Source organism: Nostoc sp. DedQUE07 (assembly GCF_034530975.2).
GTDB lineage: Bacteria > Cyanobacteriota > Cyanobacteriia > Cyanobacteriales > Nostocaceae > Nostoc.
This window is the reverse complement of sequence record NZ_JAVRCC020000037.1, coordinates 42,285-64,785: the sequence shown is the minus strand read 5'-3', so window position 1 is coordinate 64,785 and position 22,501 is coordinate 42,285. Positions and strand designations below refer to the sequence as shown.

The window sequence follows — 22,501 nt, the reverse complement described above, 5'->3', positions numbered from 1 at the left end:
TTATCTCACCTTTAATTGTAAATTAGCTCTTTTGGAATTCAATAGATATAGCAATGCAGTTCTATTCAAGACATTGTCATAATTTAAATACGATCGCTCCCACCTACCATGCAATTTGCAGATTTCTGGTATATTGTCGCACTCAGCAAACAGTTACAACCTAACCAAGTATTATCACGCACCATTTTAGGAGAATGGTTAGCGATATTTCGCGGTGAAGATGGACAAGCCGTAGCTTTGCGCGATCGCTGTTTACACCGCAATAGCCGTCTATCATCAGGTAAAATCTGTAACGGTGCTTTACAATGTCCCTATCATGGTTGGGTATATGACGCGGTTGGAAACGTTATTGCTGTTCCAGCCGAAGGAGATGATTTCAAACCTTCCCCACAGCGTCGAGCCAAGTGTTACGCTACCAAAGAACAAGATGGCTATGTTTATGTGCGGTTAGCCGATAGCGTTGATTTTGAACCTTTTTCTATGCCTCATTACGGACAAACCGGATGGGAGACGGTGCGGGTAATTAACCGTTTTGCTAATAATGTGACTAATTGTGCAGAGAACTTTATTGATATTCCCCATACGGCTTTTGTTCATCCTGGTGTTTTCCGTACTTCCCGCCAACAAAAGTTAGAGATGACTGTTGAACGGTGGAATGGTTCGGTTTTGGTGGAGTATCGCAACGAAAACAGTAATTTGGGATGGTACAGCCGTTTTCTGAATTTGCAGGGTGCAGAGATTAAACATAGCGATCGCTTTTATATGCCAAATATTACCTCTGTAGAGTATAAGATGGCACATAATCGCCATTTGTTCATTACTAGTCAATCTATTCCAGAAACCGATAATTCAACTCTGGTTTACACCGATGTCACCTATAACTACGGTATTTGGAATAAGTTAGCACGTCCCTTTGTGCGGTGGACTGCTCAACACATTATCCGTCAAGATGTGGAAATTTTGGGTATTCAGGGAGAAGCGATCGCTAAATACGGGACACAATTTTATAATACGCCTGCGGACACAATTCATATATTTGTCGAGTCAATTATGGCAGCTATATCTCGTGGAGAAGATCCGCGTTTATTGCCAAATCAATTAGTAAAAGTTACATTTTGGGTTTAAAAAATAATATTATCTCCGCATAAATTAATTATGATTTTCCCAGTCATTTTTCCTTGTTCAATCCATCACAGCTAACACAGCTTTTGGCAATAACTTATCTTTAAACCAAACAATTCTGGCGGGGACATCATTTAATTTTACTCCCGCCTTTTCTAAGTTAAGTCGTTCGGAAATTGCCAAAATCAAATCATCACGTCCAGCCCGCCGCACCTGAGAAAACTTCTTTTGTAAATATTCTGGTCGCCAATAACCAACAATTTCTAACAAGAAAGTGCGTCCATCAGGATGCACCAAGCGAAAATCAGGAATCATTACACTACCAGGAATAGGGATCAAATCAACTTCTCGCTCTAACGCCCAACCACTTTTCAATGCATCCCATTTATCAGCAAAAGATGCTTCTAACATACTATCGTAGGGCTTACCTGGTGGATAGTGGGATACCAAACCACATTCAGAATTGAGAGTAAAACGTCCAGTTTTCCAGGTATTTGTATAAGCGTCACGGGTTTGGAGAATCGAAGAAAGACTCCATTTAGTAACGTGAAGTAAAGCCGGGATAAGTTTAGCGATCGCTAATCCATATCGCGTACTAGGATTAAATAAACTCGTTGGCCCATCAATAGTAATTGTAAACCCGTGGTCAGCATCACCTTCAATATAAGCCATCAATTGAAACAACTTTAAATAGCGAAATAACAACTTATATTCTCCCGGAACATTCCGGTGAGCATTTAACACCAGTTGACTGGCCTTATAAAACACACCCTGCACTTGAGATAAGTTATATCGATTTAACAAATCTGGCGCTGTTGGTGCATCAAAAACAGTCAAAATCTTATTTTCAGATAAATCAGCATATAGTCCATTCCTAACCTGTTCCAATAAAACTTCCCGCTCAAGTTCTTGAGTTAACTCATCAGCAATTTTACTCAAAGTAACTTGTGTTGATTCCTGACTTGAAACAGACTTTGCAGCCAACGAAAATACCCGTTCTCTTAACATTTGTGGTTCCAGCGGACTAACTACCTCAAAAGTGCAAAAACTGCTTTTGAGAATATAAGCTAACCCCCGCTTCACCCGATAATCTGTAGAATCTCCTTCAAAATCAGTCAGTTGTCGCTCAAGCACACCTTGAGTCTTCCCCACTGCTGATTGAAAATAATTAATTAACTCAATCGCCAAATCTGAAGTTGCTCGATCAATCTTCAGTCTCTTCGGGATGATCTCCTCCCCGTTTTGGCGATGCATCAGTAAGTCTGTCGGTAACATCTGAATTCTGGATTTTAGATTTTGAACTTCCGGTTGAATAATTAATTTCTAACTGTTCCGCAGCCTTCAAACTCCTTTCCTTCCCACTCCCATACACAACCTGTAACTTCCCTTGATTTTCCCCTTGCCCCCTTGTCCCCTTGTCCCCTTGTCCTTTTCTCCTAGCCGAAGTCCCTTCCTCACTCGTATCCTCCGCCACCACCTCATACAAAATCGCCTGCTTATTCTCAATATTCCCCTTCCGTAAAACCCTACCCAATCGCTGAGTATACTCCCTAGCCGAACCAGTCCCCGATAAAATAATTGCAACAGTTGCCGCAGGTACATCAACCCCTTCATTCAAAACATGAGAAGCAACCAAAGTATTATATTTACCCTCTCGAAACTTGGTTAATATCTCATGCCGTTCTTTCACAGGAGTTTGATGAGTAATTGCCGGAATGAGCAACTCTTGAGAAATGCGGTAAACCGTCGCGTTATCCGCAGTAAAAATCAAAATTCGTGCCGGATAATGTTCTGCCAATAAATTAATCAGAATTCGCAACTTTCCATCAGTACCCAAAGCGATATCTTTCGCTTCTCGATGCGCTAACATTGCCCTACGTCCAGATTGCGATCGCGCACTCATTTGCACGAACATTTGCCAACCTTGCAAACTCCCCAAAGAAATCTTTGATTGCTTCAAAAAGTCGTTGCGGGTTTGAATTAACTGGTTGTATCTTTCCCGCTCAAGTTGCGATAACTTTACCTTAATTTGGACAATTTCATGCTCTGCTAATGCCTTCCCTGCCAAATCTTCAGCGCGTTTGCGATATACTTCTTGACCAATGAGGATATTTAAGTCAGCGTGCTTGCCATCAGTACGTTCCGGTGTCGCGGAGAGTCCCAGGCGATAAGGTGCGATCGCATATTCTGCAATTACTCGATTAAAATCTGTTGGTAAATGATGACATTCGTCAAAAACAATCAACGCATATTGATTTCCCAACGTCTCAGCGTGAATTGCGGCACTATCATAAGTTGCAACTAAAATTGCTGTTCGATCCCGCGAACCACCTCCCAGTAATCCCACCTCAGCATCGGGGAAAGCCGCTACTAAATGTGCATACCACTGATGCATCAAATCTAAAGTTGGTACTACAATCAGCGTCGTGCGTGGCGTTGACTGCATCGCCATTTGCGCCAAATAAGTCTTTCCCGCCGCCGTGGGAAGCACAACCACCCCTTGCCTACCCGCCAGTTTCCAAGCTGCTAGCGCCTCAGTCTGGTGAGAATAGGGTTCCATTTCCAGAGTAGGAACCAAATCTACAGGATAAAATTGCTTGGCCTCATCGATAAAATTCACATCTTCCGCTTGTAGTGCTTCCACTAGCGATCGGTATCTAATTGCTGGGATGCGGAATTTTTCAACTCTATCATCCCACGTAGCATAGTCCATCCAACCTTTACCGCGTGGTGGTGGATGCAAAATTAATGTGCCACGATCAAAATTTAATGTAGGGGTACGAGCCATTTTGGGGATTAGGGACTGGGGATTAGGGACTGGGGATGGGAAAGTTTTTCCTAGTCCTCAGTACTTGGTATCTAGTATCTAGTATCTAGTATCTAGTCCCCAGTCCCCAGTCCCCAGTCCTCATTCCCTAGTCTATTGATTACTAATAACGCAAAAAGTGCATGATTCATCCAACTAACTCCGACAAAACCCAACTAGATGCGCTCATTAGTCATGGAATGTCCTATCGACAAACCAACAATAACCTGTCTGAATTTTACAAAGAACAGCGACAGAGCTTTTTGCTGAAACATCTGTAATTGCAGGCGCAGATTATATTAATAGCTAGGTTGACTTTTATTACTTTTTTTCTTTGGGTAAATTCACAATTAGAAGGCAAAATATATGCTTTTAAAATTGTCTATGACGGGCTACGCCTACGCATTTTCTAGCTGATTTTGGGAATAATCTTTTAGCTAGCTGCATAAAAGGAGAAGCGACATTGAGAGGAACACGTTCCCTTCTAGCGCCTTATGTTGTGGCACTATTGGCTGTTGGTAGCGTATTGCTATTAACACTATTGCTACAGCCACTACTCAAACCAAGTATTTTTCTGCTATTTTTTGCTGCTGTGGCGGTTAGTGCCTGGTATGGCGGTATGGAAGCAGGGTTACTGGCTACTGCTTTGTCTACTTTAGCCGTCAGCTACTTTTTCTTAGAACCAGTGTTTTCGCTCTTGGTTGTAAGTCTTGACAACATACTGCGCTTATGCTTGTTTGTGCTGGTGACAACAATTATTAACTTGCTGAACTCAGAATTACGCACTGCCAAACAACATCTTCAAACGAGTTTGCAGAAACTACAGGTGAGCGAAGCCAGATTTAAAAGGTTGGTAGAGTCCAACATTATTGGGGTAATTGTAGCCAATATGGACGGGGCGATTGCAGAAGCTAATGATGCTTTTTTACGAATGGTAGGTTATTCTCAGGAGGATTTGCTAGCAGGACGAGTCAGATGGCACGACATGATCCCACCAGAATATATTGAAACTAACAACAGTGCAATCGCAGAACTCAAAACTAAAGGCGTGTGTCAGCCTTTTGAAAACGAATACATCCGCAAAGATAAGAGCCGCGTTCCTATTCTGTTAGGTTCTGCTTTATTAGAAAATAACCAAAATCATATTATTTCTTTTGTGATTGATATAAGCAAACGCAAACAAACAGAACTTGCCCTTTCTAAAAGCGAAGAACGCTACCGCACTTTTTTAGAGCAGAGTTCAGAAGGTATTTGGTGCATCGAACTGGAAGTACCAATTTCGCTAGATTGTCCAGAAGATGAACAAATTCAACATTTTTACCAATATGTTTACTTGGCAGAATGCAATAATGTTATGGCACAGATGTATGGCTGTTCTCGTGCCGAAGAAATTATCGGTGTCAGATTAGGAGACTTTCTTGTTGCCTCCGATCCACATAATATTGCATACCTGCGTAACTTTATCCGTTCTAACTACCGACTAATTGATGCCGAGTCTCATGAAATAGATAAGCAAGGTAATTCTAAATATTTTTTGAATAATCTAGTGGGAATTGTCGAAAATGGGTTTTTAGTGAGAGCGTGGGGAACTCAACGCGACATCACAGAACGCAAACGAGCTGAAGCAGCACTCCGTCAACGAGAAGATGAACTGCGTCTAATTACCAATGCTGTGCCCGTCAAAATTTCTTATGTTGATAGCGAGCAGCGTTATCGCTTTAATAATAAAGAATATGAAGACTGGTATGAGCTTCCTGCTTCCGAAATTTCTGGTAAACATATTAGAGAAATTTTGGGAGAGTCGGTTTATCAGTCTATTCTTCCTTATGTAGAAGCAGTACTTTCAGGAGAGCAAGTAACTTACGAAACCCAATTACCCGATAAAGATGGCACAAACCGTTACGTGAATGTCACTTACATTCCCCAGTTCAGTCAGGAGGGGAAAGTTGCAGGATTTGTTGCCCTTGTCACAGATATTACACTTCACAAGTTAGCAGAAGCAGCTCTCAAACAAAGCGAGAAACGGTTAAAGATGCTGACTGAAAAAGTCCGCGTGATTCCTTGGGAGGTAAATGCTAATACTGGGAATTTTACCTACGTAGGGCCGCAAACTGTTGAGATTCTAGGCTATCCATTGTCAGACTGGTACACCGATAATTTCTGGGAAAAAAATATGCATTCAGAAGATCGGCAGTGGGCTATTCAGTATTGCCAAGAATCTTCTCTATCACTAAATAATTACGAATTTGAATACAGAATGTTAGCTGCTGATGGCAGAGTTGTCTGGCTATATGACATTGTAAATGTAGTGCGGGATGAAAATGGCCCACAGTTACTGCATGGATTCATGATTGATATTAGCGATCGCAAGCAAGCAGAGCAAGAACGCGAAGAACTGCTTAAACGCGAACAAGCAGCACGTGCCGATGCCGAAACTGCAAACCGGATGAAGGATGAGTTTCTCGCCACACTCTCACACGAACTCCGTACACCCCTCAATGCTATACTGGGCTGGACACAGCTACTTATAACTCGCAACTTCGATCGAGCTACTACTGGCCGGGCACTAGAGACAATTGAACGGAATACTAGATCCCTGACACAACTAATTGAAGATGTTCTCGATGTATCACGAATTATTAGAGGCACACTCCATTTAAAGAGGGAGCAGGTTGAACTTGTATCGCTTGTAGAGGCGGCAATTGATACTGTGTATCCAGCAGCCCAGGCTAAAGAGATTAGCATCAAATGTAAATTCGACCCGAAAGTGGAGATAGTTGTGGGCGATGCCAACCGCTTGCAACAGGTTGTGTGGAATTTGCTCTCCAACGCCGTCAAGTTTACACCCAAGGGCGGCAGGGTTGATGTGCAATTAGAGTGCATTGAATCTTACGTGCAAATTCGGGTAAGTGATACGGGAGCGGGAATTGCTGCCGAATTCCTACCCCATGTATTTGAACGCTTTCGTCAAGCTGACAGTTCCAGCACGCGATCGCATGGCGGACTAGGATTAGGGTTAGCGATCGTCCGTCACTTAGTAGAATTACACGGTGGTACAGTGTTAGCCGAAAGTCCAGGAATTGGACAGGGGGCGACATTCGTTGTCAGTCTGTCAATGAAGGCTATTTAAGATGGAGGCAGGAGGCAGAAGTTCTTTTATTTTGAATTTTGAATTTTGAATTTTGAATTGATTTCTCCCCTGCCTTCCTTCGGTAATGTCAATTTAAATCATTCTCAAGTGTTAGTGTTTCCCAATCTAAATCTGATGCTATTTGAGCAAGTTTATCTAAATCAGTCAGGTTATCTAGATAGGGTAAGCAGCCTAAAACTGGCGTGTTAGTGAGTGATTGAATCAATTGAGATGGTGTCCAGTCGGCTATTTCTGCATCCGTTCGTCTTTGTACGCAGTTCAAAACAATGCCTTTGAGATTGACGCGCGATTGTCTAGCTAATGCTACATTCGCCACTGCTTGAGCGATCGCACCCAATCTCACTGGTACTACCAATACTGTTGGTAAACGCCATTCCCCCGCTAAATCAGCTACCGTTAATTCTTCAGTTATTGGCGAACCTAACCCTCCCAAGGCTTCTACAAGTACAAAATCACGCTGCGATCGCAACTTAGACAAAGCTTGCCACACAAGTGCTAAATCTACTTGGCGATTTTCCTTTGCTGCTGCTATGGGAGGAGCCAGAGGTGCTTGAAAATATAAAGGTGTAATTTCTTCAGCAGATTGTTCTAGCACGAATAGCTTTTGATACCACTCGCGATCGCCAATCCCCGATTGAATCGGTTTCATAATTCCCCAGTGACGCTGCGGGTAATATTTTTGCCAATAAGCTGCTAACGCTGTTGTTAAAACAGTTTTACCAGCTTCCGTATCAGTTCCAGTAATCAGTAGTGTGTTTAACATTAATTTCTTTGGCCAGAAAATGGTTGTGTTCCATCAGTCGGCGGCAAAGTCGGCGCTTCAGTAATGGTCGGAATTGGCAAGGGTGTTTCTGTGGGAATTGGCAAAGGTGTTTCTGTGGGAATTGGCAAAGGTGTTTCTGTAGGAAGTGGCAAGGGTGTTTCTGTAGGAAGTGGCAAAGGTGTCTCTGTGGGAATTGGTTTGACTGATTTTTCTAATGCAACATTGAGATTGTAATTGCTTTCGGCAACACCTGAAAGCAGAGTTAACTCAATAGTATATCTACCAGTAACCAACAATGTGCCTTGATAAAATGTGACTTGTTGGGCAGTATTCTCAATTGGTTGTCCATTGGGACTTAAGACTGTTAGCAAAATGCTGCTTCCTGGGTCAATAGACGTATTTAATTTAGTACCTTCTCGTCCAAAAAAGCTGTATTGGATAATTTGATTTGCTTTGAGAGTACCTTCAACCGCGATCGGGTTAGATGTTGTAAGGTTGAGGCGTTTAGTAGATATAACAGGTGGCTCGTTAGTAGGTGTGAGTGTGGATGTGGGTGTTGGTGTCGGTGTTAGTGTCGGTGTTGGTGTGAATGTAGTACCACCAGAAATTACTGGTGAAGGGAAATTTTGTGGAAGCGTCTCGTCTGATGTTTTTGACTGACTGCGGATGGAACTGACTAGTGCCCAAGAACCAAATCCTGCTACGATCACGACACCAATGGCAATTGCGACGATCGCTAACGGATTATCCAAAATTGAGTTAGTGGGACTTGGTGGAATCACAGGATCGGTTTTCTTGGGCGAAGCTGCTGGTGCTACTAAGTCAGGACGGCGACTAACTGCCATTGTCTGCAAGTTAGACACATTCACATTCGGAGGACTGACTTCGTGTAAAGGTTGTAGTGCTTGAGATACACTAGTAGCACTTTGATAGCGATCGCTCGGTATATGATTCAACATTCGATTCAACACTATAGCAAATCGCGGGTTCACTTTTACCCACCGCTGCCAATTCCAAGTTAGTTGGTTTTGATCGAATAGATCCTTTGGTTCTTTACCAGTCAGCAAAACAATCGCGCTTACCGCTAATGCATACAAATCACTACTAGGATAAGCTCCCCCTGTTTGCATTTGTTCGCTGGGAGAGTAGCCTAATTTTCCCACGGTGGTTTCTGGCAGGGGATTATTTGGCGATTGTAAACGCGTTGCCAGTTCTTTCACTACCCCAAAGTCAATTAACACAGGTTTCGCATCACTATCTCGCAAAATAATGTTTTCTGGCGAGATATCCCGGTGAATAATTCCTCGACTGTGAATATGCTCTAAAACAGGCAACAACAACTCTATCAGCTGCAATACTTCAGCCTCTGTGAAAGTTTTACCCACAGCTTGACGTTCAGCCAGCAGAGTGCGGTACGTCTGACCTGCAACGTAGTCCTCCACCAAAAATAAGCGTTGGTCTTGCTCAAATCTTTCCCGAAATTTCGGCACTTGTGGGTGTTCGATTTGATATAAAATGGCAGCTTCTCGGTGAAAAAGCTCTTGTGCCCTTTCCCAATCCAAAGCCGACCTTGCTGTTGAATTCAATTCTTTGATCGCGCAAAGTTCGTTAAAGCGCCTCTGGTCTTCTGCCAGATAGGTTCTACCAAATCCTCCTTGTCCGAGAATTTGAATTATGCGGTAACGGTTTTGCAAGACAGTGCCAACTGTAATCGGTGGTTGCATGATCGGTTGATTGAGTGTAGTAGCAACTGAGGAGATCGCCCACAAAGATTAAGTCCAAGAGGCGACGGACAGTTACCTGCGGCAATATTCTACTATACTCAACAAGTAGACTCTACCAGAGCAAGGTTGTTTCCTACTGCATAACTCCTCAATTCAATTTCTCTGCCTGAGAAAACGATAAATTTTGAAATATTCAAAATTAACTTGAGAATCGAAGTTATACAAATCATTCATCTCTTGTTCAATCAATCCTGTGGAAAAATAAAAAATTGCAATCGGCTAACTGTGCTTGTGTAAGCCAAGCTTCTGCACAATAAAATAGCTAGCGATCGTCTTTATAAAGAATAGTGTTATGGCGTTTCCTAGTCTGCTGAGGTACAAATCTCTGAGTACCTCTGCGCTTTACTTTGCGTCCCTTTGCGTTTCAAAATATTATCTATACCTCACGTAACTGGTAATCGCTATATCTCACTCAATAATGATTTATTTAGCACTACAAATCTTGATTTTGTCAATTCTTATTTAAGCTAGATGGCGTTTCTCTTCGATCCCAGATTTGGGCTACTGCATCAAAAAATTTTAAAATTTTTCATCTGCAAAGTTCTCAAAATTCTGCCATTGGGCTATTTACCGAATTTATTCGCTCTGCGATCGCCCCAACATCCAAAATCACGATTCGTTTGAATCACAGGGCAGAGGCAGTTCTCGCTGCACCCAAGTAGAGCGATCGCAACTACTCAAAAATCAAGCATACCCAGAAGTACTAATTTTATCTCAGCAATAATACGGTCACTAACTAGTTCAGATGTGATTCGTAGCTTCTATTTGACAGGATGTTCGCAGACAAATTCAATATCAATGATATTCAACAATTTTTTTATATTCAACTAAAATCTTTTAAGTAAAAATATTTACAATAAGTTACTTAAATGAAATTACTTGTGTTAAGTAAGATTAAGTATCAAAAAAACATCTTTATTTAATCTTTATCTAAAAACTTGCTAGGGCGTGGATAAATTTTGTCCACTGCCAGCTTTTTCTAGGCTCTATAATAATTGTCACTTTTGTCAATGCGTAGGTTATAGAGTAATAAGCTACTCTTTGACTACTTAGTTACAAGTGCTATACTGTGTGAGAACAAACTTTTTAATATCAACTAAAGTTGTCAATGCTTTACTGTCAGCTATCAATGAGGTAATTAGAAGAACTTAGCACACCAATAATGTTTAAGCAATTAGGCTTATTTACCTCAACCAAAAAATTGAACTATAGACCTAGTGCATCGACTTGATGTCAGTTAAGCTATGAATAGCTTGTTTGCCAAGAAGACTAGATAAGTAGCGAATAATAATTTCATGGAAAAATGTTTAAATTTTGTATGGAAGCTTCAATAAAACTTACAGATGTTTTTTTAGGCTATTTCTTGGTTAAATCTATTAAATCTCTAATGATAATATTACTATGAATGCACATAGAGGATCTGCTGTGCTCAGTTCTGCAACTTTCAAAGTGCAACCATCTGCAACAGGACTGAACGATAATCATCGCCTGCGGCTGTTTTCTGGCTCTGCCAATTTACAACTGTCTCAAGAAGTCGCTCGTTATCTGGGCATGGACTTGGGGCCAATGATTCGCAAAAGATTTGCGGATGGAGAACTTTACGTTCAAATCCAAGAATCGATTCGAGGTTGTGATGTTTATTTAATCCAGCCATGTTGTCAACCCGTCAACGATCATTTGATGGAATTATTGATTATGGTTGACGCCTGTCGTCGAGCTTCTGCGCGACAGGTAACGGCAGTAATTCCCTACTATGGTTATGCTCGTGCCGATCGCAAAACGGCAGGACGAGAGTCAATAACCGCTAAACTGGTTGCTAACTTGATCGTGGAAGCAGGTGCCAACCGCGTTCTAGCAATGGATTTACACTCGGCTCAAATTCAAGGCTATTTCGATATCCCCTTTGACCATGTTTACGGTTCGCCAGTATTGCTGGATTATCTAGCAAGCAAAGAACTGCCCGATCTTGTGGTTGTTTCCCCCGATGTTGGCGGTGTAGCACGAGCTAGGGCATTTGCCAAAAAACTGGATGATGCGCCACTGGCAATTATTGACAAACGTCGTCAGGCACATAATGTTGCTGAAGTATTAAATATCATTGGCGATGTTAAAGGCAAAACGGCAGTGTTAGTAGATGACATGATCGACACTGGGGGAACGATCGCAGAAGGAGCGCGATTACTGCGTGAAGAAGGAGCGCGTCAGGTATACGCCTGTGCAACTCATGCGGTATTCTCTCCACCAGCGATGGAGCGGTTGTCTAGTGGCTTGTTTGAGGAAGTCATTGTCACCAATACTATTCCCATACCAGAAAACAATCGTTTTCCACAACTTGTGGTGTTGTCAGTAGCTAATCTGTTGGGAGAAACTATCTGGCGAATTCATGAAGATACTTCAGTTAGTAGTATGTTTCGCTAAGATTGCCATTAGTGTTATAGGCATAAATTACCCACACTGTACCCGTTTGGGGGGTCAGTGTGGGCTTTTAGTTATTACGCTCCTGTTTCACTCCAAAGGAGCTTTTTCATGTGTGGAGTAAAATAAATGCAGCAGTGTCAAATTAGAATACTTTAATTCAGTTTGAACAATTTGGGTAAAGAGGACAAAGGAATGGTTACAACTCCTAAAAAAGTCATTTCAGTTTTACCTTTGGAAAATGGCGATCGCTTATCTCGCTACGAATTTGAGCGGCGCTATCAGGCAATGCCACATTTAAGAAAAGCTGAACTGGTTGAGGGAGTTGTGTATATCATGGCATCGCCACTGAGAATTAAAAGTCATGGCGAACCACATGGAGACTTGATCGGGTGGTTATGGAACTATAAAACTGCAACCCCTGGCGTTGTTTTGGGAATTGAACCCACAGTGCGTTTAGATGCGGATAATGAACCACAGCCTGACGCGGTACTATTTATTCCGGGCAGACAGGCATTGATTAGTGAGGATGATTATATCCAAGGCGCACCCGAACTGGTAATAGAAGTGGCAGCAAGCAGTGCAGCCATCGATTTACATGATAAAAAACGCACCTATCGGCGGAATGGAGTACAGGAGTATATTGTCTGGCGAACATTAGATAATCAGTTGGATTGGTTTAGGCTGCAAGCGGACGAGTATGTTTCGCTACCAACCGATGAGCAGGGAATTATTCGCTCTCAGGTGTTTCCGGGGTTGTGGTTGGCCGTATCTGCCTTGCTCTCAGGAGAAATGGCAACGGTGTTATCTGTCCTGCAAGCAGGTTTAGCTGGCATTGAACATCAAGAATTTATGCAAAAGTTAAATGAGAATATGGGAAATAGGGAATAGATGGGAGTTCCTATTTTTGAGGATTCTTTAGAATGTGATGAGTATGGAAAAGCCCTCTTAGAAAAAGCTAATAAAAAACATAACTCCTTACCGATACAGCCAAACCCGGAGTAGTGAAAGCAACTGCTCGGTATCTACAGGTTTGGTGATGTAGTCAGAGGCTCCAGCTTCAATGCACTTTTCTTTGTCACCTGGCATGGCTTTGGCAGTTAAAGCAATGATTGGTAGTGAGCGAAACTGTTGTTGTTGGCGGATGGCGCGGGTGGTTTCGTAACCATCCATTTCTGGCATCATGATATCCATCAAAACTATATTAATCTCAGGATTAGCTTGCAGTCTTTCTATGCCATCTCTGCCATTTTCGGCAAATAGCACTTGCATTTGATAGCTTTCTAAAAAGCTGGTTAGGGCAAAAATATTTCTCAGGTCATCATCTACAATCAAAATTTTCCGATTAGCCAGCACCGGGTCAGTTTGATGTAGTTGCTCTAACATTTGCCGCTTTGGTGTGGGCAAATTTGCTTGCACCCGATGCAAAAATAGGGCAGTTTCGTCTAACAACCGCTCTGGCGATCGCACATTTTTAATAATAATTGTTTCTGCTAGCCCCCGCAGCTGGGTTTCTTCTTGTCGGCTGAGTTCTTTGCCGGTGTAAACAATTATCGGCAGTTTCAAAAGCTTGGGTTCAAGTTTTATCTGCTCAATTAAGGCAAACCCGCTCATATCGGGCAGACCGAGATCGAGTACCATACAATCAAAGTGATGCGATCGCAAAATCGAGAGAGCTTCTGCCCCTGTACCTACTGCTGTACTCTGGACATCGCCGTTACCAATTAGTTCGATAATACTTTGGGCTTGTACGGGGTCATCTTCTACAATTAGGAGATTTCTTACCTGACGCTCAATAAAGCCTTTAATCTCAGTCAATACCTGAGTTAGCGCTTCTGGAGACACGGGTTTTTGGAGATAGGTAATTGCTCCTAGCTGTAATCCCCGTTGTTGTCTTTCATCAACAGAAAGTATGTGTACTGGTATATGTCTGGTATCTGGTTTATGTTTGAGACGATCCAGCACCGTCCAACCATCCATCTCTGGCATGTGGATATCTAGCATAATCGCATTAGGTTTAAACTGTTCTGCCAGTGCTAGACCTTGTTTGCTTTGTAAAGCAACAATAGTTTTAAAACCCTGCTGACGTGCCATATCTAGTAAGATGCGGGCGAACTTATCGTCATCTTCGATAATTAGCAAAATGCGATCGCCTGGTTGAATTATTTCTCGGTCATCTGGAATATCGTGGGGTAAGCTGGGAAGTACTTTCACTGATGGAGAGATGTCCACAGTTGTGGGTCTGTTTTCCACCATTGGCAGTTCTTTTATGGTCGATGCTGTGCGGCTTGGGGTGGTTGGCTCAAGGATTGGTGTGGTGATATTTTGACCGTGCTTTTCCTGTTGTTTGGGCAAGTAAAGGGTGAAGGTGCTTCCCTGTCCTGGTTGGCTGAGTAGTTCAATTCTCCCTCCCAACAGTTGAGCTAATTCACGGCTAATGGATAAGCCCAAGCCAGTTCCGCCGTACTTGCGGCTAGTTGTGCCATCTGCTTGCTGAAATGCCTCGAAAATAATCTTCTGCTTTTCGGCTGGAATGCCTATGCCCGTGTCGCTGACGGCAAAAGCGATCGTGGAATTATCAACTTGAAATATTTGTAACTTCACACCTCCCTGTTCTGTAAATTTAAAGGCGTTAGCGAGGAGATTTTTCAGGACTTGTTGCAGACGTTTGGAGTCGTTATAAATTGTTGGGGGTAACTTCTCATCCCGTTCAATAGTAAAACTGATTTCTTTATTATGGGCAACTTGCCGGAAAGTCTGCTCTAGAGATGTTTCCAAATCTGCAAGAGCAATTTGCTCAATATCGAGCGACATAGTACCGGACTCAATTTTTGCCAAATCTAAAATGTCATTGATCAATTCCAGCAAGTCAGTTCCAGCCGAGTAAATAGTCCGGCTGTACTCTACCTGTTTGTCGGTCAAGTTGTTAAGAGAGTTATCTGCCAGTAGCCTTGCTAAAATTAATAGGCTATTTAACGGTGTCCGCAGTTCGTGGGACATATTCGCCAGAAATTCTGACTTATATTTGGAAGACAGAGCCAGTTGTGCAGCTTTTTCTTCCAAAGACTTCCTCGCTCGCTCGACTTCCTGGTTCTTGCGGCCCACTTCCCGATTTTGAACTTCTAACAATTCTGCTTTTTCTTCTAGCTCCTCATTTAGTTGTTGCAATTCTTCGTTAGATTGCTTGACAAGGAATTGTGATTCTTCTAACTCGTGCGCCTGTTCTTCCAAGCGTTGATTGCTTTGTTGTAGTTCTTCTTGCTGGGTTTGCAGTTCTTCTGTTAAAGCAACAGACTCTTCAAGTAGTTGCTGTGTTTGCAATTGTGAGGCGATGTTATTTAAAAATACACCCAGATTTTCACTCAATTGTTCTAAAAATGTTAGGTGCAACTGGTTAAAAGGCCCAAAAGAGGCAAGTTCAATTACAGCATTTACCTGCCCTTCAAATAGTATGGGCAAGACAATAATATTTAGCGGTGGTGCTTCTCCCAAGCCGGAACTGATCCGGATATAGTCACTGGGTACTTCTGTGAGGAGGATTCTTTGTTTTTCTAGGGCGCATTGTCCCACCAATCCCTCACCCAAACGAAACTGATTTGCTAGGTTTTTTCGCTCTTTATAAGCATAACCACTCAGCAACTTCAGCACAGGCTGGTCGTTGATGGAGTCCATCACATAAAAAACGCCCTGTGATGCCCCAACTAGTGGTGCTAAATTCGACAATATCATACTAGACACGCTTTCCAGATTTCGCTGCCCTTGGAGCATCTGAGTAAATTCAGCTAAGTTAGATTTGAGCCAGTTTTGCTCCTCATTTTTTTGAGTTGTATTTCGCAGATTAACGATCATCTCGTTAAAGGTGCGCGTCAACACACCAATTTCATCTTGGCGATCGCTATCTGGTAAACTTACCGATAAATCCCCATCCGCCATTTTTTCTGCCAAATCAGAAACTCGCTTCAGCGGTACTGAGATATGTCTGGTCAAGGCGAATCCAATCAAAGCTAAGAGCAAAGAAAATAAGGGAATACTATAGAAAATGCTGGCGAGCGTTTGCTGACCAGCTGCTTGTGCCTTCTCAGAGCGCTGTTTTAGCAGTGTATTCTCTTCATTTTTCATCGCCTGGATAACTTTCTGGATATTATCCATCAGTTGTTTACCCTGGTCTGTCAGAACAGCTTTTTGAGAAGCTTCTAAGCCCTGGCTTTGCCGTAGCTCTATGACATCTTTCATTACAGCCATTCTCTCGGTTAGTAGTGGCTGTAAAATATCAAGCCGATTTTGTTGGTTGGGGTTATCTGCCGTTAACCTTTGAAGTTCTTTAACTTTTTGATTCAGTACTTGAATAGCAGCGTTATAAGGTTCTAAATACCGCTGTTCTCCAGTAATAATGTAACCGCGTTGGCCTGTCTCAGCATTTGTCAGTTGCAAGTTGAGGTCTTCTAGCTGACTTAACACCTGGTAAGTATGGCTTTCTTTGCGCGAAGTTTGAATAAGCTCATTGGTGCTTTGGTAGGAGATGAAACCAATGGTGGTCAGAGTTGCCAAACTCAAGGCAAAACTCACTCCAATCTTGGGTCCAATCTTCAAACGGTTTAACATTACTCCAGGCACGTATTCAAATTATTTCTGTTTTTGAGACTATTTTGATTATGTTTTGGCTGTGCAAAATCAATGGGGGATATTTAGTTTATCTAGGATATACCTAATTTTTTGCACCCCAACTATTATCATTTGTATCCTAACTTTTTACAAATGTAAGGCACTTAAATAAGTATATAACTAAATACTAATATTTTTATCTAAGATTTTGACAATAAGCCATTCAATAGTATAACTTCTTTCAAAAGAAGCAATTACTTGATTATATTTTGAATTTAATATTGCCGGGTATAGATAAAAATTTTTGCTTAGATTCTAAATTTAACATTAGCTAAAAAATGATATCTTTAAATTTATATTGTAATGGTTCAATAACTTTGAAATTAATCAAAAGACTGGATAGTAAAATTAAACAGCCTAATCGGTAAAATTCAATTAATTAAAACGTAATTTATCTAGACACTAGATATAGTGTATTTCGCAATTGGATATGACATCTATGCCATTATACATCAATCTACGCAAACCGTAACCTTAGCGATCGCCAGCAGCATCCATTCCACAACAAAGTCAAGGTTTCAATAGAAGTATATAATTTATAGTACAAAAGCATTTTTAGGAACATGCACGCACAATCATGGCGTGTCGAAAAATCTGTTGATATCAACTTAATATTTAACTAGAAGTTATTAATCACCTGGCGATCGCTTCTAGCTGCATCAAGCTCGGATTGACTATAAATACTAAAATGTTGAACCTTATTACTCTCTAAAATAGCTCTTGCACCTGCTACATAGATATCAGTGCCTTTTAGTACTAATAAGTAATGACCGAGAGTCAGATGATGCTCATAATATTTAGTTAGTTCATCAGAAATTCCTAAAGTAGTATATTTATCTTGGGAACTGCTGATATTCACCCCAGAAATATCACCCAGATTGCTTGTATTTTTAACAACTATTGATATTTGACTCATGGGGAATTCAGCGGTTTTCAATTCAGTAACCGCTGCTTGTGCATCTTGATATCGATAAAAAATACCGAGTGCATATTTGTAGCGATTATTTGGGGTCGAGTATGGCTCAAAGACTCCCCATTGTTGAATATCGCGGCGATTAAAAATCCTCTTGGCAAGACGAAGTTCTATGTCTATACCGGTTACTATCACCAAATAGTAACCTTTACAAACAAGATCGCTATAACCCTGTGCTTGTTTTTCAGTAATTCCTAAACTTAGAAACAAACTGGATAAACCACCTGTTAAAGTGGTAGCGATCGCTGTTACTTCCGCTCCGGCTAAGATGACTGGGCCTATACCAGGAATTACCAAGAGGACTAGATCGACTGATAAATCAGCAATATTTCCTAAATAATCACTAGCAACAGCTCCAGCAGCATCTTTTAAGGATGTATTGCCAGTGTTTTCGATGATTCTAACACCAGCAATATCACTTTCTTCTGTATTCCGTGCAATAACAGAAACTTTGTCCATTGGAAAATTAGAAGCTTTTAGTTCCTGAAGTACCAATTGTGCATCGGAATACCCAGCGAAAACTCCTATAGTTCTTCGCTCTTTCTCTAATGTCATTTTATCGGTTTATTGCAGTTAGAAGTGATTCCCAAGATTGTTACCTCAATTTGAGGTAATTACACAGCGCGACGAGTCAGTAAACCCCAAAGGAAAATTAGTATCATTGCACCAATAACAGCAAATAAAATACTTCCTAGAGATAAAGCTCCGGCAGATGCAGCTGCTGCCGAACCACTTCCTAGTAATACTTGACCCAAATAACCACCGAATACGGCTCCAAGGATTCCTAATATAATTGTAGAGATAATACCGCCACCTTGGGTTCCAGGATAAAATAACTTAGCTAACGCACCTGCGATTAAACCCAAAACCAACCAAGCAATAATGTTAGTCATCGAATTTCTCCTTCACTAAAAATCTGCTTTATTTGCATTTGACTATTTCATATTAAAGTTTGCTTCTAAAATTTCCGATCTATCTAAAGAACTAATATCATAAATCTTTAGATATCATTTGAATATTCGCCAAGTCATCTTTGAGGATGAATATACAAATTAGTCACATTCTGTACATTCAACTATTTATATAGTAATCCTATTTGACATCATACAAGATGTAGATAAGGAAGCTAACCGCATTCTATATGAGACACTAGTGTAGCTTGCTTCCCTGTATGGGTAAGCATAGGACTTCTTACAGAAGTGGGTTAAAGGGTAACGGTATGGAATTTTACTTTCCCTTTAACATGCACCCCAACCGGAAAGCAAAAGTTACTTTTCAAGAATCTGTAGTATTTCGTAGAGAAGGACAGAAAAGGAAGAAAAAATAAATAAATATAGACATTTAACATCTAGATTTTTAATTTTTAAAAAAGCGATATCAGCCGTTCAAGGTTCAGAACTGGAGACTATAGAAAGAGCTAGTTGATATAGTTGGCGACGGGGAAGGGAAGTAAATTTTGCTAACTGACGGCTAGCTTGCGATCGCGATATTCCTTGACTAATTAACTGTTTCAATTCGGCTTTCAATTCTGCTTCTGTCAGTTGGGGCTGACTGGCTGGAATTCCGGCTACAACTAATGTATATTCACCTTGGGGTTCTCGTTGAGTGTAGTAAGCGATCGCTTCGGCAATTGTCCCCCGCCAAAATTCCTCATACAATTTAGTTAACTCCCGTCCTAGCACAATTTGGCGATCGCTTCCCCAAACAAGAGCTAAGTCTTGCAAAGTATCTCGCAAACGGTGCGGCGATTCGTAGAAAATCAAAGTGCGAGATTCTGTTTGCAGAGATTCTAAATGTTCTTGTCTCTGTTGGGTTTTCGCTGGGAGAAAGCCTTCAAAGACAAACCGATCTGTTGGTAATCCAGCTGCACTCAAAGCGGTAATTGCTGCACTAGCGCCAGGAATGGGAACTACAGGAATTCCCGCTTCAATACAAGCTTTCACCAGTTCATATCCAGGATCGGAAATACCTGGCATCCCCGCATCACTCACCAGAGCGATCGCTTTGTTATTAACTAAATGCTCTAATAATTCTGGAATACGGCTGGTACGATTGTGTTCGTGGTAACTCACCTGGGGTGTTTTAACTTGAAAATGCTGTAGCAGTTTCCCCGTATGACGCGTGTCTTCCGCAGCAATGATATCCACAGTTTGCAAAATTCGTACCGCCCGAAAGGTAATATCTTCCAGGTTGCCAATTGGTGTACCGACAACGTAAAGTGTTCCTGGTTTTGGATCGGTTTGCATGAGCAAGAGTTAGGGGTTAAGAGTTAGGGGTTAGGAGTTAAGAGTTAAGAAGTCAAAATAATAATTTACGTCTAATACGAATTGAGTATTGGTAACACTCCATACTCTAATTTTGTTTTTTTTAAACCGACGAGAGTTTCTAATATCATGTCCGCCAAATTACCCATAATAAAAGAACCCCACCCCCAACCCCTCCCCGCCTGCGGGGAGGGGAGACAAAGCACAGCTTTGGCGGGGTGGGGTTCTTCGGGTTTAATAAGCAATCAAGCGGACATGATATAATTCATCAATTTCAGTGATTTTGGGTATTTCTGGTCTTTGAAGACGCGATAAATCGCGTCTCTACAACTGGCTTTTGGGCTTATATTGCGTCCTATCTTATTTCAATAATCTTAGTCCACTGAGGGTAACTAATACTGTGGAACCTTCATGGCCAATGACGCCGATGGGTAGGTTAATATTTCCGAGAAAGTTGCCGACTAAAAGCAACATAATGAAACTCAACGCTACAACTATATTTTGTTTTACTATGGCTTGCGATCGCCTCCCTAAATCTATCGCTACAGCAATTTTTTCTAACCTATCTGCCATCAGTACGATATCTGCGGTTTCTAATGCCACATCGCTACCAGATACTCCCATTGCTATACCCACAGATGCTTGTGCTAAAGCTGGCGCATCATTAATGCCATCGCCTACCATTGCCACAGTTTGATATTGTTGCTGTAAACGGCGGATAATATTCAGCTTATCTTCTGGTAGAAGTTGGGCATATACCCGATCGATTCCTACTGCTTTGGCGACACTGTGAGCAGTTTCCTGATTATCGCCGGTTAACATGACAATTTGTTCAACTCCCAATTTCTTCAAGCGGGTAATGGTTGCGGCGGCTTCCGCTCTTACTTCATCTGCAAGAGCAATTACACCCATCACCTCTGCTCCCCTCCTCGCTTGCGGGGAGGGGTTGGGGGTGGGGTTCTTCGCTACCCAAACCACAGTTTTACCTTCTTGCTCCCAAGATTGAGCCATTTTTCGCAGTTCTTCAGGTAAATTTGTGACATACTGCTGTACAAAAACAGCATTACCCACAATTATTTGTTGTTCTTGAGCAATTCCCACAATTCCTTGTCCCGGTATGGCTTGCACTTGGATTGCATCAACCAAATTTAAATCGCCCTTCGGGTTCAACAGTTTCGACTCGACGGGAACCGCCTTTCCTTCTCTTCGAGAGGCTGCGCCAACGGAACGCTCCGCGTTCGCGGAGCGTCTCGCAGAGAAGACTCGAACTGTTTCACCAGCCGCTTGTACAATTGCCTTACCGATGGAATGTTCTGAATAGGATTCCACACTAGCGGCAGCTTTTAACACATCTTGTTGCGTGTATTCACTAATTGAAAATACCTGGAATACCTGCAACTGTCCTGTTGTCAGAGTACCAGTTTTATCAAATGCGATCGCTCGGACTTGGCCAATCTTCTCTAACTGCGCCCCATTTTTAAACAAAATTCCCTGTCTTGCACCGTTGGCGATTCCTGAAAGCAGGGTAGGCATAATTGCAGCCATCAGCGCGCAAGGAGAAGCTACCACAAGGAAAGTAAGAGCGCGATAAATTGTTGTTTCCCAATCCCATCCCCAAAGAAATGGCGGTAAAGTTGCCAGTAATATTCCGGCTACTACAATGACTTTGGCATATCCTTTCTCAAAGCGATCGATAAACTCTTGCGAAGGAGGTGCTTCTGTCTTTGCTTGTTCTACTAAACGAATTACACGCTGGATTAAACTGCTTTGGGCTGGTTTGTGTACCTTAATCTGCAATGCACCATAGCCGTTGAGCGTGCCGGCAAATACTTCTGCGCCCACTGTTTTCTCTACAGGTAAAGACTCGCCTGTAATTGCAGCTTGATTGAGGGTACTGTAACCAGATAAAATTATCCCATCAGTAGGAATTAGCTCTCCAGGTTTGACAACAATCTCATCACCCACCTTTAACTGACCGATCGGAATTTCTTCTTCTCTTCCCTGAAGTAAAACCCTTGCTGTATCTGGTGTTAAACTCATCAAACTGCGGATACTCCGCTCAGTTCGCTGCATTGTATAGCCTTCTAATGCGCCACTGATAGCAAAGATCAGAATCAAAATTGCCCCATCAATAATTAGATGATATTCTCTTCGCCATAAGCCAAGACTAGCAGCACCAATGGCGGCGACAATCATCAGCAAATCTACATCGAGTTCTTTTTCTTTGAAGAGGGTAGTCAATCCTTCCCGCGCACTTTCGTAACCACCAATTATATAAGCGGCGGGTAGTAGCAGGAACGCCAATCCCAACCAACCGAGATGCAAGGCGAACCATCCGAGAAATAATAGGAATCCACACAAAAGGGCGGCTACGGTATCTGCGTGTTCTCTGGTGAATTGGTTCAAACGTTGGGAGTAGAGCATGAGAAGTGAATTAACAGGGACTCTCTCACGCTAAACCTTGACATTGATGTTAATGTCAATAGTGTAGGAGTTAGGAATGAAAACTTACATACTGTTAGTAAATTGTAATTTTTGTAATCTATGGCAATACATTGTAA

The 22,501-nt window shown here is 41.9% G+C and carries 13 protein-coding genes; 4 read left to right on the top strand and 9 right to left on the bottom strand.

Going from position 1 to position 22,501, the window contains the following annotated elements:
* The first annotated feature begins 108 nt into the window (after positions 1–108).
* Positions 109–1,125 carry an aromatic ring-hydroxylating dioxygenase subunit alpha gene (locus tag RMZ95_RS24160; RefSeq protein WP_322683342.1) on the top strand — a complete coding sequence of 339 codons (1,017 nt, stop codon included), beginning with the start codon at positions 109–111 and terminating at the stop codon, positions 1,123–1,125.
* Positions 1,126–1,182: 57 nt separating this feature from the next.
* Here the strand turns inward: RMZ95_RS24160 and RMZ95_RS24155 are convergent, their stop codons facing one another.
* Positions 1,183–2,397: a DUF790 family protein gene (locus tag RMZ95_RS24155; RefSeq protein ID WP_322683341.1), complete on the bottom strand. Its 1,215-nt coding sequence runs from the start codon at positions 2,395–2,397 to the stop codon at positions 1,183–1,185.
* Positions 2,327–3,910: a DEAD/DEAH box helicase gene (locus tag RMZ95_RS24150; protein WP_322683340.1), complete on the bottom strand. Its 1,584-nt coding sequence runs from the start codon at positions 3,908–3,910 to the stop codon at positions 2,327–2,329. Before RMZ95_RS24150 ends, RMZ95_RS24155 begins: the two co-directional genes overlap by 71 nt.
* A gap of 481 nt (positions 3,911–4,391) precedes the next feature.
* Between RMZ95_RS24150 and RMZ95_RS24145 the strand changes: the two genes are divergently transcribed.
* The gene (locus RMZ95_RS24145) at positions 4,392–7,058 is read left to right on the top strand and encodes a PAS domain S-box protein (protein ID WP_322683339.1); all 2,667 of its coding nucleotides are present in this window, start codon (positions 4,392–4,394) and stop codon (positions 7,056–7,058) included.
* A gap of 88 nt (positions 7,059–7,146) precedes the next feature.
* On the opposite strand, the gene bioD is transcribed toward RMZ95_RS24145, so the two are convergent.
* Entirely contained in the window at positions 7,147–7,842 is a 696-nt protein-coding gene (bioD, locus tag RMZ95_RS24140) for a dethiobiotin synthase (protein WP_322683338.1), read from the bottom strand.
* On the bottom strand, positions 7,842–9,566 hold the full coding sequence (locus RMZ95_RS24135) for a protein kinase domain-containing protein (protein WP_322683354.1): 1,725 nt from the start codon (positions 9,564–9,566) through the stop codon (positions 7,842–7,844). Before RMZ95_RS24135 ends, bioD begins: the two co-directional genes overlap by 1 nt.
* A gap of 1,461 nt (positions 9,567–11,027) precedes the next feature.
* Between RMZ95_RS24135 and RMZ95_RS24130 the strand changes: the two genes are divergently transcribed.
* Together RMZ95_RS24130 and RMZ95_RS24125 are read left to right on the top strand one after the other, a co-directional pair.
* Positions 11,028–12,044 (top strand): ribose-phosphate pyrophosphokinase, encoded by a 1,017-nt coding sequence (locus RMZ95_RS24130; protein WP_322673646.1) that lies wholly within the window; start codon positions 11,028–11,030, stop codon positions 12,042–12,044.
* 192 nt (positions 12,045–12,236) lie between these two features.
* A complete protein-coding gene (locus RMZ95_RS24125) occupies positions 12,237–12,932 on the top strand; it encodes a Uma2 family endonuclease (protein WP_322683337.1) in 696 nt (231 codons plus the stop codon).
* An 87-nt stretch (positions 12,933–13,019) separates the two neighbouring features.
* On the opposite strand, the gene RMZ95_RS24120 is transcribed toward RMZ95_RS24125, so the two are convergent.
* The 5 genes from RMZ95_RS24120 to RMZ95_RS24100 form a co-directional block, all read right to left on the bottom strand.
* On the bottom strand, positions 13,020–16,643 hold the full coding sequence (locus RMZ95_RS24120; protein ID WP_322683336.1) for a response regulator: 3,624 nt from the start codon (positions 16,641–16,643) through the stop codon (positions 13,020–13,022).
* 679 nt (positions 16,644–17,322) lie between these two features.
* Positions 17,323–18,231, bottom strand: coding sequence for a hypothetical protein (locus tag RMZ95_RS24115; RefSeq protein WP_322683335.1), 909 nt, complete (start codon positions 18,229–18,231; stop codon positions 17,323–17,325).
* A gap of 59 nt (positions 18,232–18,290) precedes the next feature.
* Positions 18,291–18,569, bottom strand: coding sequence for a GlsB/YeaQ/YmgE family stress response membrane protein (locus RMZ95_RS24110; RefSeq protein WP_322673642.1), 279 nt, complete (start codon positions 18,567–18,569; stop codon positions 18,291–18,293).
* 492 nt (positions 18,570–19,061) lie between these two features.
* Positions 19,062–19,922 carry a 16S rRNA (cytidine(1402)-2'-O)-methyltransferase gene (gene rsmI, locus RMZ95_RS24105; RefSeq protein ID WP_322683334.1) on the bottom strand — a complete coding sequence of 287 codons (861 nt, stop codon included), beginning with the start codon at positions 19,920–19,922 and terminating at the stop codon, positions 19,062–19,064.
* A 378-nt stretch (positions 19,923–20,300) separates the two neighbouring features.
* Positions 20,301–22,364, bottom strand: coding sequence for a heavy metal translocating P-type ATPase (locus RMZ95_RS24100; protein WP_322683333.1), 2,064 nt, complete (start codon positions 22,362–22,364; stop codon positions 20,301–20,303).
* Positions 22,365–22,501: the final 137 nt, after the last annotated feature.